General features: G+C 58.2%; 7 protein-coding genes. 2 read left to right on the top strand and 5 right to left on the bottom strand.

The features are described from left to right. Positions 1-8: 8 nt before the first annotated feature. The 5 genes from ACIQWP_RS15165 to ACIQWP_RS15185 form a co-directional block, all read right to left on the bottom strand. Positions 9-1,190, bottom strand: a complete 1,182-nt coding sequence (locus tag ACIQWP_RS15165; RefSeq protein WP_402788516.1) for a capsule biosynthesis protein — start codon at positions 1,188-1,190, stop codon at positions 9-11. 113 nt (positions 1,191-1,303) lie between these two features. Continuing rightward, positions 1,304-1,957 (bottom strand): ABC transporter ATP-binding protein, encoded by a 654-nt coding sequence (locus ACIQWP_RS15170; RefSeq protein ID WP_402788518.1) that lies wholly within the window; start codon positions 1,955-1,957, stop codon positions 1,304-1,306. A gap of 13 nt (positions 1,958-1,970) precedes the next feature. Beyond that, on the bottom strand, positions 1,971-3,251 hold the full coding sequence (locus ACIQWP_RS15175) for a capsule biosynthesis protein (protein WP_402788520.1): 1,281 nt from the start codon (positions 3,249-3,251) through the stop codon (positions 1,971-1,973). Position 3,252: 1 nt separating this feature from the next. After that, positions 3,253-4,317 (bottom strand): hypothetical protein, encoded by a 1,065-nt coding sequence (locus ACIQWP_RS15180; protein ID WP_402788522.1) that lies wholly within the window; start codon positions 4,315-4,317, stop codon positions 3,253-3,255. A 140-nt stretch (positions 4,318-4,457) separates the two neighbouring features. Beyond that, the gene (locus ACIQWP_RS15185; protein ID WP_402788524.1) at positions 4,458-5,294 is read right to left on the bottom strand and encodes a class I SAM-dependent methyltransferase; all 837 of its coding nucleotides are present in this window, start codon (positions 5,292-5,294) and stop codon (positions 4,458-4,460) included. Positions 5,295-5,955: 661 nt separating this feature from the next. Here ACIQWP_RS15185 and ACIQWP_RS15190 point away from each other — a divergent pair. Both ACIQWP_RS15190 and ACIQWP_RS15195 read left to right on the top strand, forming a co-directional pair. Beyond that, complete coding sequence (locus tag ACIQWP_RS15190) at positions 5,956-7,134, top strand: polysaccharide biosynthesis/export family protein (RefSeq protein ID WP_402788526.1); 1,179 nt, start codon at positions 5,956-5,958, stop codon at positions 7,132-7,134. A 345-nt stretch (positions 7,135-7,479) separates the two neighbouring features. After that, positions 7,480-14,943: a beta-ketoacyl synthase N-terminal-like domain-containing protein gene (locus tag ACIQWP_RS15195; RefSeq protein ID WP_402788528.1), complete on the top strand. Its 7,464-nt coding sequence runs from the start codon at positions 7,480-7,482 to the stop codon at positions 14,941-14,943. The last annotated feature ends 23 nt before the right edge of the window (positions 14,944-14,966 follow it).

Raw genomic sequence — 14,966 nt, forward strand, 5'->3', positions numbered from 1 at the left:
GTAACGAGCTACGCCAGACGACTTCGAAGATTTGCGAGGATGCCAAAGGCCGCACCCCAGGCAAAGAGCGTCGCACCAAAGATACCAGCGATCCAGAGCGCTCGTTGTGGATATTCGGCCTCATCGGGCAGGCTTGGTGCAAGGAACGTATCGAGATAGAGGAGCTGCTGCTTGCTGACGAACTTGACCTGCTCGAGCGTCTTCATGCTTGTGGCGAATTGCTGCTCGGCAAGGCTTTGTTCCAGCTCACGCTGGGACATATCCACGGAGACGTCTGCAAGATTCTGCTCGGATTTGTTCTGCCCCGCGATCTGGCTGTTGAGCTCGTCGATCTGCTTCTGCTTGCTGTCGATCTCGCGTTTGAGAACGCGCATCTGCGGCGCTTCGGCCGAAACCGTTCCGAGCAGTGCATCGTATTTCTGCTGGAGATCTATCCTCTCCTTCTGCACCGACGAGATCAGATTCGTAAGAACGGTCGATGATCCCTCGACGCTGAGGACTCCGGTCTGGTTGCGCGCCGTCAAAAGCTGATCGCGCGCCTTTTGCAGCTGGTTCCTTGCATTGTCCAGATTCGCCTGGGCAGTCGCGATGACGTCACGCCAGATGCGGGTGTTGACGTCGTTGACCACGACTTCGGCGGCAGCCACGACCTCGCGCAATACTCGCTGGGAATCGGGTGCCGTGAAAGCGCGTGCCTTGACCGTGACGATGCCGCTGTTCGCGTCGATTTTGACAGAAACCATATCTTCCCAGTAATCGAGCAGTTTTTCCGAACTCGCATCCTTCTTCAGGCGTGCAATCCGATCGATCGAATCGTTCCCATAGATCTTTTGAAAGTCGACCTTCTCCTCAAGCGCGGCAACCATGTCCTTGCTCTTGATGAAGTTGGTGACGATCAGGGTGTTCTGGACGATCTGCGCCGGTGGCAGGCCGGTCACCTTGGTGATCTGGTTGCTTCCGAGCGCCGGCGTGGACGTTCGCACCGTAAAGCGCGTTTCCGACTGATACTGATCGGATGCGACGCGGGTGAAATAGTAGATTGAAGCGACATTCGGAACGACAAGCAGCAGGAAGGTCGATGCCAGGATGGCCTTGCTGATGATCTGCTGCATCGGGCGTGGCCGCAGACCGACGGCCTTGAACAGCTGGCTTCGGCGCGATGTCGAGAAGCGCAGTTTGCGTGCGGTCACCGACAGGTTCGTGGCCACGTTCCGGCTATGCTCAGTCGCACTGAGCTGAAGCGTTTTGGGCGCGTTTTCGGTATCATGAGCCATATTGGGCCTTGCCGTCGATCCCTGATAGTCTACCGGTTCAATCTATAATAGGCTTCGATAGCCTGCTCTACCTTATCGAAGACGATAAGTCTGCCGTCGACAAGTACCATGCCCCGGTCACAATGCGTATTGATCATGCTCATGCTGTGGGACACCATGATGATGTCGGAGTTCTTGCGTCTGTTTTCGAACGCGATACGGCAGCGTTCCTGAAATCTCGCATCGCCGACGGCAAGAACCTCGTCAACCAGATAGCATTCGAACTCGATCGCCATCGAGAGCCCGAACGCCAGCCGCGCGCTCATCCCCGAGGAGTAGGTGCGCACCGGAGCATCGAGATAGTCTCCGAGTTCGGCGAACTCTTCGACGAAACGGGATACGCGCCTGACATCCTCGCCATATGCGCGGGCAACGAAATGAACATTGGCCCGCCCTGTCATGAGGGCATTGAAGCCGCTACCCAGGCCCAATGGCCAGGACACGCGAACATTCTTGCTGACCTTGCCTGAATTCGGCAACATCGTGCCAGCGATCATGCGGATCGTCGTCGATTTTCCGGCACCGTTCACACCCAGAAGGCCGTAGGAATAGCCAGACTCGAACTCGCAATTCACATGGTCGAGAATGACCTTCTTGCCGGCTTGCGTCTTGAAGAATTTCGAGACGTTCTTGAAGCTGATCATGGCGCTTCCCCGCTCATATCCGGTGATCCTCCACGGATGCCCATATAAGGGAAAGCGTCGCCCAGGTGACGATCAGGCCAAGCAATATGATCAGCGGCGTGCTGACGCGGCGCGGGAAAATGGACTCGCCCGGCAGCACTGGCTTGACGAAAACGGCTATGTAGAGCGTCTTGCGCAAAGCTTCGGCAAGCACGGAATCGTAGTTCTTCTGCGCACTCTCGTAGAGCTTTTCCGCGATCATGCGATCGGTCTCTAACCTGGAATAATCCAGCAGGGCCTTCGCGAGGCTCGCATTCTCGGGACCCGTCAATTCCGATCTCATCTTCTCGATCTGCGCATCGAGGCTGTCCTTGGCGAGATTGAGCTGCTGATAGGTCGGAGAATTCTGGGCGTTGGATTGCCGCATGACGAAGAGGCGGGTTTCGAATTCCAGCTTCTGAGCCAGCAAGCCCGTCAGAATCGTTCCGCTGTTCTTGGCCTGCGTCTGCGGGCTGAGAAGGCCGGATGCGTTTTGAAACTGATTGAGGGCCATCAATGTATCGCCGTAGGCCTTGCCGCTCTTCTGGACATCAGCCTTCATGCTCTGCACGATGTCGTTGCGCGCTCGTTCGGAAAGCTCGTTGATGAGCTTTTCGCTTTCCTCGATGATCGCGTCCGCGAGCTGGACGGAATCACTGGGTGCGAAGGTTCTGACCTTCAGCGTGATGATACCGGAGGTGACGTCGATATAGGCGCTGACATGATCGTTCCAGTATTTCAGGAACTCTTCGTCGGATTGCGACGAACCAAATCGCGACAGGAAATCCGCATCCTGCCGGACGAACATCGACCGGTAATCGAGTTTCTTGCCAATTCGATTGAGGATTTCCGTCGAGTGGATGAAGCTGGTGACGACATAGGCATCCTGCGAAGCCGAGCGCATGTTGAGAGCGCTGCCGGCTCCGCCGGGGTCACTCGCATCGCCGGTATCGCCTGTTCCCGAGACGGCGCGAACGGCGAAACGTGCCTCTGCTACGTATTGGTCCGAAGCAATGAAGGCGTAATAGACCGAGCTCGCCAGGAAAGGCAGGATAACGAGCAGGAGAAAGCCGATAAGTCTTAGCGGCGGCTTGCCGCCCGGCTGTGTTTCAGGCTCGGTGCCATCATGCACCGGTATATATTCGATGTCCTCGAGATCGGTGCGCGCGCGCTGAGCCGGTAGCCTGCGCCGAAACAGCGACGGCAGGATATGCCGGCTCGTTTTTACCCGCGGAGAGTCCTGAACTATCACATCTTCAATGACTGGCTTCGGCATCTCAGCTTGCAATCGTTTCCGGCAGTTCGGGCGCGGTTGGTTTCATCGCCTGACGCACATAGTGATCGAAAATCAAATCCTCTTCGAGCATAAGCTCGGCAATATGCAATGAACGCAACCGCGTCGCAACGTCTTCAAGGGTGGTGTGCCTGGGCGGCAACGGAAAATCGTCGATCGAAATTCCGATCAGCTCGCTGACCGCCTGTTGAAAATAGAGGCTGTCCGTATCGAACCCGACAACCGCAAAGCGCGACAGCAGGTCGATCGCTGTGGCGACATCGCTGCGTGTAACGGTCTGTTCCGGTATGGTCGTCGCCAATTGCCGGGTAACGGGCGACACCATGACGTTTCTAACGCTCTGGGGCGCCTTCTTCAAAGCTGCCTTGAGAGACGCTTCGTCTTCGAGATTTACCTCGGCAAAATGCTCTGCGGCAGGCGCCAGGATGATCTTGTCGCGGTCGCCGAAGAAGGAAATCTGTGTTTTTGCCATTCGTTTCAGAAGGAATATCCGCAAGGCAAGTTCGTAATAGGGATCGGTGAGCAGAGCGATAGCCTTGAATCCCTTGTCGAGGAACTCTTCATAATTGCGCATCAACAGCCGGCCGCTAATATAGATCGACTGGATGGCGTTCAGATGAAAGGCCTGGAGGGTTGTTTCGTGACCGAAGCGCTCGACGGACGAAAGCTCGTACTGAAAGTGACGGCCGCAATGATAGTCGAATTTGACCATCGGCAGCAGCTGTGTTTCAAGCCGCACGACTTTTAACGGAATGGTATTGGCGACTTGCGGCCGCCGATAGATCAGCAGTCCGGATTTGGCGTCATGGATCATCAGTGATGTGCGTTCCGCCAGATCGGGCAGGATCGCCGTATCGAGCCTGAACCCGACAAGACCATCTTCATGCCGCCCCGAATCGATAACCGCCTGTTTGAGCTGGTCGCACGGGAGCATCATCAGATCGCCGTCGGCGTCCGAGACCCTGATTTGCGGCTTGTCGGAAAAACCATCGGGGATCAGATAACCCTCGACGACATTGCCATGATCATATTCGAGATTAAAAAGCACGGACCTTCTCCGGTGCTTTTGCCCGATCGAGGCAGGACCGAAATTGACGATGAAATGGCTTCATTCTACCCTGCATAGCATCATATGTATCGCGATGCCTATCGATATCGCGAATGTCGGGCCTTGGCATTCGAACCTCGTCAGGTGTCGCTCGGCGCTTTTCGCGCCAGCAGCGAGAAGCTGGGTCCGCCCGGATGGCTCAGATCTTCATCCCTGATGGTAATGTCACTGAAACCGAATGCGCGCAGCATCATCAATATGTCATCTCGGTGCATCCAGAAGTGCCGGTCTTTCATGCCGCCACAGAAAGACGCATTGGCATTGGCATGGTGGTAGCTGCGCTCGTAATAGCGCACCGCAATGCCATCTATCAGTTTCGTTTCCACTTTGCCGCTGAAGGGCAGCCACCGGACGTCGCCCTCGGGCATCGCGTCCTCGAGCACGAAGTGTGTCCAGATGAAAACCGCATTGGACCGCTTTGCCAGCATGCGAAGAAATTCGCCGGGATCAGCCATGTGGTAGAGAACCCCCGATGCAAGCGCAAAGTCGTAGGCTTCCTCACGTTCGGTCAGCCACGCCTGAATGTCGCCCAGCATAAAGGAGGCGGTGTCGATGTTCAGAATTTGCTTGGTAACCAGGCACCTTAGAAAACAGAGGCGGTTTGCCTCGATTGCATCGATCCGCTCTGGCCGCTGGCTATGCAGCATATAGGTATGCATTCCCTCAAGCGGACCGACTTCGAGAACGGTCTTGCCTTCTATCGATCCGAAAGTCCGTAATGCCCAATCAATGCGATCGTCCGCATAAAGGGGCAGCTTGCCGGCGTTGAGGCCAAGCTCCGGCGGAAACGCACAGTTCCATCCCTGAAGGGCATCGACGGCATTTTGATGCGCTGGTTTGCCTTGCTCGTATTGATCAAATATCTCCAGCGGACTTTTCGATGCTTTCTTTTGAGAGCGTTTTGAAAACCCAAGCATTAATACATAACCTTCATTTCAATCGGCATCTTGCCGATCCGGAGGAATTGCGGGATCGCTCTCAAACGGACGCACAACGGTCCCCAACCGTTCCCCGCCTCGAAGCTATATTTTGCAGCAAGCCGGCAAAATTGATGAATGTCGGCGAACAATCTTGGATTGCCGAGGCTGCTTCGACGATAGCCATTTCGCCTTCTCGCTGAAGGCAGAAATCCGGCAAGTTCCGATTGTCGTAGTTTGTCATCTCTGCATCGGTTGCTAGTCAGGACTCAGCTCTTTTACAGGCAATAGTAATCCCAAGGAAAGCGGCATAAGTGCGATTCGGCCAAACTTAGTGTCGCTGGTTAGGCGATTCTCTATTGATATCGTTACTTAACGCGTCCTTCTTATCTTTCAGAAAATTTTAATTTTAAATCTCCAAAAAATACTCGTACAAATTGCCTTATGCGCCTTTGCCGCTTATAAACCCGATCTGATCGGGCGCTCCCTGAGTTCCGAGTGTGTTCGGATGATCGCACCCGATTTTTTTGATTGTATTCCCGGCGTTTGGGCTTGTTGACGCGCGCCCGTTATGCTTTTCAAGGCGTCGATAGATTTGATGCATTCCATGTCGATGTATGCCATCAGGTAATCGCGGCAGCTAATAGTTTGAGGTTTTCAATTGTTTCGTATTGGCGCCGTACTTTGTTGCGTGGTTCTGGCGGGGTGTAATTCCGTCTCGAGCGAGGGACCGCTGGCTGGCGCCATTGTGAAAGATGCCGGCCAATCCAGCGTAGAGCTGGGGCGCAGGAATGCTGCGGTTTTCGACGTTGTTGACATCGACAGCCGCAGTGCGCGCCTGGTTTCCGACTATGTTTCCTCGACACTTAATCGCCGTTTTGGCATGGGCGGCGGTGTCGGTCCCGTCGTTATCGGCGTCGGCGATGCATTGAAGGTCACGATTTTCGAAGCGGGCTCCGATGGCTTGTTTTCGACGGCGCAATCGAAGCAGGTGTCGCTTGATATCGTCATTCAGCCTGATGGCACGGCGGCAATTCCCTATGCCGGCTCGGTTCGATTTGTAGGCAAGACGCTTGATCAGGCTCGCAAGGCAATCCTGGCCGCTTTGGCGACCAAGGCCGTCGAGCCGGATGTCATCGTAACGAGCATGGGCACGCCGTCACGAACCGTCACGGTTTCGGGTGCCGTTGGCCGTCCTTCCATGGTGCCGCTGGATCTGACGAAGGAAAAGATCACCGAGGTCATCGCCAAGGCCGGTGGACCCTCGACCCAACCCTACGAAACCTATGTTACGCTGGTCCGGGGCAGCAGGACCGGAACGGTTCTGCTGAAGTCGATCATCGAGCACCCTTCGGAAGATATCTATGTCCAGCCGGGCGACCAGATTTTCCTGGTACGCGATCCGAGAACCTTCACGCTGCTTGGTTCTGTCCGCGGGGACGGACGAATCGAGTTCGGATCGAACGATCTGAACCTCCTCGAGGCCGTCGCCCTCGGTCATGGTGCGATCGACGATTCGAGCAACGCCAAGGGCTTCTTCCTGTTCCGCTACGAAGAGCCTGAAATCGCCAAGATCCTGCTCGGCCCGGCTCGCTTCCAGGACTTGCAGCGTAAAGGGATGGTGCCGGATGCCAAGGGACGCTATCCGATCGTCTATCGCTTCGACATGTCCAATCCCGACAGCCTGATCGTGGGGCAGATTTTCCCGGTCAAGAACCGCGACGTCATCTATGTGTCGCGTCATCCGACCGTCGACATCAGGAAGTTCTTGAATCTTATCGGCACGCCGCTAGGTATCGCGTCTCAGGGAGCGGCAACCGCCGTCAATTTGGGGCAGTAGTTCTGGCGAAAGAGGGGTTAGCAGCTCTATCAAGTCTACCTGCAAGCCCTATTCATTTGTTGATGCCGACATCTGTATGATTGTGACGGATCATGCCTTGTCGGCAACGGAAAATCATCGCGAACTGAGTTGCGGAAAACATTGCAACCGTCGCAAGCAAGAATTGCGATCCTTGACGTGGGTTGATGGTGTAGAAGATCGCATATTGCATCGATTGTTGCACTGCCGCATATTGGCCGCACACGCAGTTTTTTTATCGGTGACAACCACAGATAATAATAGTGTGAACGGTTGATATTGAACTTGGCCGGTTTGGCGCATTTCTTCGAATATTGCTGAGAGATCATGACAGTTGAAATTATCGGGCGCGCAAGCGTTGCCCCTGGGGCGGGTTCGATTGAAGAACTGCAGCTCGTCCTCAAGGAGGGGCGTTGCACCGTAAGCCGTATACCAGAGGAGCGCTGGGATCTTGCGCGCTTTTGGCATCCGGCTGTGGGTGTTCAGGGAAAGACCTATAGTTTTGCAGCCGGCGTCTTCGATAATGTCTACGCCTTCGACCCCGCGGTTTTCGGGCTTTCGCAGCGCGAAGCGATGCAGATGGACCCGCAGCAGCGCATCCTTCTGAATATCGTCTGGCGCGCTCTGGAAGACGCAAACCTGCCGATCGACGGTTTCGAGGGGCAGCGGGTCGGTGTCTATGTCGGCGCATCCTCTCTTGAATACGGCAATCTGACGCTCGAGGACCCCGCCTCGGGTAGCCCGTATTTCATGACGGGCAACACGCTTTCCATTGTTTCCAACCGCATCTCGCACATATTCGGGCTGCGCGGGCCGAGTATGACGATCGACACGGCCTGTTCGTCGTCGCTGGTGGCACTCGACCAGGCGGTAAAGGCGTTGGAGAATGGCGAGATCGATACCGCGATCGTCGGCGGCATCAATATTCTGCTAAACCCGATGTCCTTCGTTGGCTTTGCCCAGGCGCGCATGCTGTCGCCGGAGGGGCTCTGCCGCGCCTATGACGATAATGGCCGCGGTTACGTCCGCGCGGAGGGTGGCGCGGCGATCGTATTGCGCCGGACGGACGTTGCGCTGCGCGAGAAAGACCGCAGCTATGCCAGGATACATGCCGTCGGCGTCAATTCTTCGGGACGCACCAACGGCATTTCCATGCCGTCCCGTGAGGCGCAGGCTGCTCTTCTGCAGTCGATCTATGAAGGGCGTAACATCGATGTCAATCGCATCGCCTTCATCGAGGGTCATGGAACGGGAACAAAAGTTGGCGACCCCGCCGAAATATGGGCGATCGGCGAAGTCATAGGCCGCAACCGGCGGGCGCCGGTGCCGATCGGCTCCATCAAGACGAATATCGGCCATACCGAACCGGCATCCGGTCTTTTCGGGTTGTTGAAGGCCGTCATCGCGCTGGAGAATAATTTCCTCCCGGCTTCATTGCATTTCGACCATCCGAACGACACCATCGACTTCGAGGGTTTGAACGTTCGGGTCAACACGTCCACGATCGAGCTTATGCCGGCAAAGCAAGCCCGCTTTGCGGGGATCAATTCCTTCGGTTTCGGTGGAACGAACGCTCACGTTGTCATTAGCGATCCCGACCCGATCGCGCCGCCGGAGCCGCCGATCCGGGGCGAGGGCGTCGTTTTCGCCGTCAGCGCCCATACGGCGTCCGCTCTTTCGACGTTGCTCGAGGAATACAGAGCCCGTCTTGAAACTGCCGAGCCCAAGGAGGCTCGCCAGATCGTTGCTTCCGCCGCTGCCAATCGCGAGCCCATGCGCCATCGTTTTGCGGCTCGCGCCAAGGATAGCGCCGCAGTGCTTGCCGCGATCGACGCGCATCTAGAGGGCAAGAATTCGGTCGGTGAGGCCGGCGAAGCACCGGCGCAGGCCGCCAAGATCGCCTTCGTTTTTTCCGGCAACGGCTCGCAATGGGCGGGAATGGGTGTCGGCGCCTATCAGGAAAATCGCCATTTCCGGCAATGTTTCCAATCCTTCAGCGCGCTCTTTGAATATTATCTCGGCGAGAAACTGACCGACATACTGATCGCTTCGGATCTCTCCGCGCGGTTGGCTGATACCAAGATAGCGCAGCCGCTGTTGTTCGCGATCCAGGCTTCCCTTTCGGATTGCCTGTGGTCGATGGGCGTCAAACCGGATGCCGTCTTCGGACATTCGGTCGGTGAGATCGCGGCCGCCTATGCCGCCAAGGCGCTGACCGCCGCGGAGGCGGTTGCGATCGTTGCCAAGCGTTCGCTGCATCAGGATCTTTTTGCCGGCGAAGGCAAGATGGCGGCCGTCGTGCTTGGCGAGGATGCCGCGCTGGCCTTTGCGAAATCCCGCGGCCTCCGCAATATATATATAGCGGCGATCAACGCGCCGAACTCGGTAACGATCTCCGGTCCGGCCGATGAGATAGAGGCCTACAGGGATGCGGCGCGCAAATCCCAGATCGTCGCACATGTTCTGGATATCAACTATCCGTTCCATCATCCCATCATCGATCGTGCCAAGGAGGCGTTTTTCGCGGACCTGCCCGATCTTGTGCCGGATAGCGGGACGGGCATCTTCATTTCTACCGTAACCGGCGAACTGCGCGATGGGCGCCTGCTGGATACGCAATATTGGTGGCGCAACGTGCGCGATCCCGTGCTCTTCAAGGCCGGCTGTCAGGCCGCCATCGCCATGGGATGCAACCTCTTCATCGAAATTTCGCCTCGCCCGATCCTGTCAAACTATGTGGCGGAGATCGCCAAGCCGGCATCGGTTCAGGTCATTGCGATACCGACCCTGCTGCGGGAGGCCCCTGTTGCCGACCATGATCCGGTTTCGCAGTCGTTTGCACGCGCGGTAGCCAATGGCGCGCCTGCGCTGCGGGCACGCGGCAGCGCCACGCGCAACGCCTTCGTCAAGCTGCCGCCGCTGCCTTTCGAGCCGGTGGAGCTTCGCACGTACCCGACGACAGACGAGATCGACATTTTCGGTCGTGATCGCAAAAGCCCATATACGTTGCTCGGCTGGCGCACCGACCTCAACGGTTCGAATTGGAAGAACCATCTCGATGCCCGTCTTTTCCCAGACCTTGCCGAACATGTGGTTGACGGCAAGGCAATCATGCCTGGCAGCGGTTTCGTCGAAATCGCAGTAACGGCGGCGCAACGTTTTTACGATGCGGATGAAGTTGAAATCGGCAACCTCGAAATCATCCGGCCGCTCGAGTTGTCCCAGGATCGGATGGTCGAACTGTCGACCATCCTGTCGCCTGAGACCGGAGATATCGAGATCCGGTCGCGCGAACGCCTCAGCCATGACGAATGGACAGTTCATGCGGTTGGACGTTGCCGAAAGCCGCTGGCGGGCGAGGGAGATCGCAAGCCCCTGGAGCGCTCGGACAAAGAGCGCAAATCCGCATTGACTGCGGATGTGACCTACGAAACGGCGGAGCGTTTCGGATTGCATTATGGCCCGCATTTCCAGCTTCTGTCGAAGGCCGAGGCGTTCGGTCACCATCTGATCGAGGTGGATCTGAAACCGGCGGCCCAGCCGTCTCATCCCTTCGGGACATACAATCTCAACCCGATGTCGGTCGATGCGGCGTTTCACGGCCTCGTCGCATTGTTCGATCAGTTCTCGGGTGATGAGTCCGGTGCGCCTTATATTCCTGTTCACTTCGGCACAGTGAGGGCCTTCGGCAAGGGAAGGCCGATCGTCAAAGCCGCCATCGAGATCGATCGGTTCAGCGCGAATTCGATCAAGGCGCGCTTCACCTTGCTCGATGCAGGCGGTAGGCCGGTTGTCATTCTTGACGATAGCCGTTTCCGCCGCACGCAGCTGCGCCGCAGAGCGACGCTCGATTCCGTCGCGTTTCATTACGAGAGCATGCCTTCGGCTCTTTTCGCGGGCGGAGCCAAAGCCGGCGCCGATGCGCGGCAAGTTTCCCCGGAACACGGCTCGGACGAAAACCATGCACTTAATAATGCAAGCCTTCTTCTTGATGCCGCAATCTATCGCGCCTGCCATGACATCGCGCTGAAGGTTGCCGACCGCAACGGCATTGTCGCATTCTCCGGCCTTCCCGGCGATCCCGAGTTCAGGTCTTTCCTCGTCAATTGCCTTTACATTCTTGAAGATGCCGGCATCGCGCAGACGAAGGACGGCAAGTGGCATATCCCTCTGGAGCCGACCCTACCTCCGGTGGCCGAATTGCTGCAGGAAATTTACCGCGAGGACGCCGGGCGCGTGGCCGAGAGTGTCCTCGTTGGAGACGCCTATCGCGAGACGCTTCAGCATCTGGCAATGATACGCCCGCATGTGCTGGAGCGTGAGCCCGCGGCTCAGGGCGCAAATAATCCGGGTGGGGCGACGCTGGAGCACGTGCTTGTCCATTCTCCCTTGAGCGAGCGGCGGCTCTCGATGCTCGCGGAGGCATTGGCTTCCACCATTGAAGCCAATGTTGGGATCATCGAGCACGTTCTTGAGGTCGGCTCGGTGTCGACTGCTTTCAGCCGAAAGCTGGCGGTGATCGCCGCGGCCGCGGGCGCTCGTCTCGTGATCGCGGAGCCGCGCGAGCAAGCGCGGCGAGCATTGGAGATCGCTTTCGAGCGTGATGCGCATGTGATCGTGGCCGATCCGGCCAAGCTGACGGATCGTCATGTTGCCGATATCGTCGTCGCGTCCGGCGATCAGAGCCAGCATCTGATGCGGCACAATGACGACATCAAGCGGATTGTCCGAACGGTCGCCGCCGGCGGCGTTCAGTTCCTGCTCGCCGATCGTGCGCCGAGCGCCTTCAACGATTTCGTCTTCGGCCTGTCCGAAGGCTGGTTCGCCGACAGCCAATCAGCGGAATTCCCGGTCGGACGGCTTGGCACGCCGCAGCAGATCGCGGATCTCCTGGGTACGTTAGGCTTCGCCAAGCCTCTGATCCGTGAGCGGACCTTCCCCGAGGGCTCGCTGATCACGGTGTCGGCCGTATCTGAGCGACAGCCCGGGACAACCCCTGTCGCGGAAGCCGCCGAGCCGATCCTGATCTTGTCGGAGCAGGGTAAGAAGGCCCTCGGTAAGCTGGGCAAGAATATAACGGTCATCGATCTCGGCGTATCGTCTACGGATCTTGTCGGCGGTCTTGATACGATGGACCGCGAGACCAGCCGGGTCGTCTATCTTGCGGATGTGAAGCGCGGCGATGCGGCGGAGCTCTCGCTGTCCCGTCTTTCGGTCTTCACGGAATTGGCGAACCTGCTGTCGCAGCGTGGCGACGGCGCAAAACCCCGACTTGTCATCGTTGCGCCGGGCGGCTCCCCGTTGTCGGCTGCCTCCATCGATGATGCCAATGCCGGCCTATGGGCCTTCGGTCGCGTCCTTCAGAACGAGTATGACGCCTTTGATGTGCATCTGCTGGATGCCGATGCGGATGGCAGCCGGATGCTCACTCTCGTCGACACTCTGATGACGGGGGAAACGGACAATAGGGAATGGTTCCTGGATCGTTCGACTGGAAAGGTCCGGGAAATCCGGGCCGCCGCTGGTCCTTTCGATGCCATCGAAGCAAGCCGCCGCGATTTCGCCGCGGCAACGATCCGGCAGCATGTCGGTGGTCGTCTGGATAGCGTCGCCTGGGAGGAGATGAGCCCTCCCATGCCGAACGAAGGAGAGGTTGTCGTCTCAGTCGAGGCGACCGGTCTCAATTTCCGGGATGTCATGTGGGCAATGGGCCTTTTGCCCGAGGAAGCCTTGGAAGACGGCTTTGCCGGCGCCACGATCGGCATGGAATTCGCCGGGCGAATTCTTGCCGTGGGCGATGCGGTGGATGATCTCCGGCCGGGCGACAAGGTGATGGGGATCGGGCCTGCTGCCTTCTCGACCCATGTGCTGGTCCGTCGCGACGGCGTCACCAAGCTGCCGGAGCAGATGGAAGCCGTGGCGGCTGCGACTGTGCCGGTGGCCTTTCTGACCGCTTATTACGCCATGGTCGAACTCGGACGCACTCAGCCGGGTGAAACCATTCTGATCCATGGAGCTGCAGGCGGCGTCGGTCTCGCCGCGCTCCAGATCGCCAAGCTGAAGGGCGCCAAGGTGATCGCCACCGCCGGCACTGTTGAGAAGCGCGGCTTCCTGGAAATGCTCGGCGCCGATCATGTGCTCGATTCCCGCTCTCTGGATTTCGTCTCCGGCGTGCGGCGTCTGACGGGCGGTGAAGGTGTCGATCTCGTTCTCAACTCGCTCTTTTCCGAAGCGATGGAACGCAGCATCGAGCTGGTCAAACCCTTCGGCCGCTTCCTGGAGTTGGGCAAGCGCGACTATTATGCCGACCGCAAGATCGGCCTGCGCCCGTTCCGGCGCAATGTCAGCTATTTCGGCATTGATGCCGATCAGCTTCTGGTCAATGTTCCCGACCTCACGCGGCGCATTTTCACGGAAATCGGCCAGCTCTTCGCAGAGGAAAAGCTGACGCCGCTGCCATACCGCGCCTTCGCCTATGACGAGATCGGCAACGCCTTCCGGCTGATGCAGAACGCCGGCCATATCGGCAAGATCGTGGTGCGGCCGCCTGTTCCCGGCGTCGACAATGTTTTGCGGACACCGGCGAAATCCTTGCGCTTGGATGCGAAGGGCATTTTCCTGGTTGCGGGCGGCATTGGCGGTTTCGGATTGTCCGCCGCCGATTGGCTTGTTTCGAAGGGCGCGCGCCGAATAGCGCTGTGCTCGCGCCGTGGCATTGCCGACGCGGAAACGAAGAAGGCGGTGGCAGGCTGGGCAAAGCGGGGCGTCGTTGCGACGCTGCATGCCTGCGATATCACCGATGCGACCGCGGTCGAGGCGTTGCTTGCCTTGCTTCGCACCGAAGGAGCGCTGAAGGGCGTCATTCACGCCGCCATGGTGCTCGACGACGCGCTTCTTTCCAACCTGACGCCGGAGCGCAATCGCCCCGTTCTTGAGGTCAAGATCCGCGGTGCCGAAATCCTCGATCGTCTGACGCGGGACGACAGGCTTGAGCTTTTCCTGCTGTTCTCCTCGGCAACCACCATGCTCGGCAATCCCGGGCAGGCCAACTATGTGCTGGCAAACGGCTATCTGGAAGGCTTGGCGCGCGCTCGTCGTGCTGCCGGCAAGCCCGCGCTCGCCGTCGGCTTCGGCGCCATTGCCGACAAGGGCTTTCTGGCTCGCAACGGCGAAGTCAACGATCTCCTCGCCAAGCGCATCGGCAAGGCAGCTTTGAAGGCGCGCGACGCGCTGGAGCAGGTCGAGCGTTACATGCTGGCGGACAGGGGCGCAGTCGATGCCGCGGCGGTCATGATCGCCGAGATCGATTGGAACGCCGTTCGTCTGCTGCCGATCTCCGGCCGGTCGCTGTTCGAACCACTGATGCGTCATGCGGGCAGCCATCAGGCCCTGAACGAGGGAGACAGCATCGATCTCAAGGAGCTGATCAAGGGCAAATCGGAAGAGGAGGCCCAAGCCGCCTTGCACGCGCTCGTCGCTGCGGAGATTGCGGCCATCCTGCGCGTGACCGAAGACATGGTGACACCCGACAAGGTCTTGAAGGATATCGGCCTCGACAGCCTGATGGCCATGGAGCTTGGCATGAGCTTCCAGCAGAAGACCGGCTTCGATATTCCCTTGAGCGGTGTCGGCGAGGGCACGACCGTTGGCGATGTCGTCAGCCGTTTGCGTGACCGTGTCATGAATCGCAATGGCGATGACGCCGGCGGCGACACAGCAGCTGGCGACGGCGTGGTCGAACGCCTGGCGCGCAGCCATGCCGCGGAACAGGAAAAAAGGGCCGTGCAGTGACAACGTATGATGCCAATGATGGC

Source organism: Rhizobium sp. NPDC090279 (assembly GCF_044769665.1).
Classification (GTDB): domain Bacteria; phylum Pseudomonadota; class Alphaproteobacteria; order Rhizobiales; family Rhizobiaceae; genus Rhizobium.

Excerpts from the sequence above, each read along its gene's own strand:
- ACIQWP_RS15175 (WP_402788520.1), bottom strand. The coding sequence starts at position 3,251 with ATGCCGAAGCCAGTCATTGAAGATGTGATAGTTCAGGACTCTCCGCGG.
- ACIQWP_RS15185 (WP_402788524.1), bottom strand. The coding sequence starts at position 5,294 with ATGCTTGGGTTTTCAAAACGCTCTCAAAAGAAAGCATCGAAAAGTCCG.
- ACIQWP_RS15195 (WP_402788528.1), top strand. The coding sequence starts at position 7,480 with ATGACAGTTGAAATTATCGGGCGCGCAAGCGTTGCCCCTGGGGCGGGT.
- ACIQWP_RS15170 (WP_402788518.1), bottom strand. The coding sequence starts at position 1,957 with ATGATCAGCTTCAAGAACGTCTCGAAATTCTTCAAGACGCAAGCCGGC.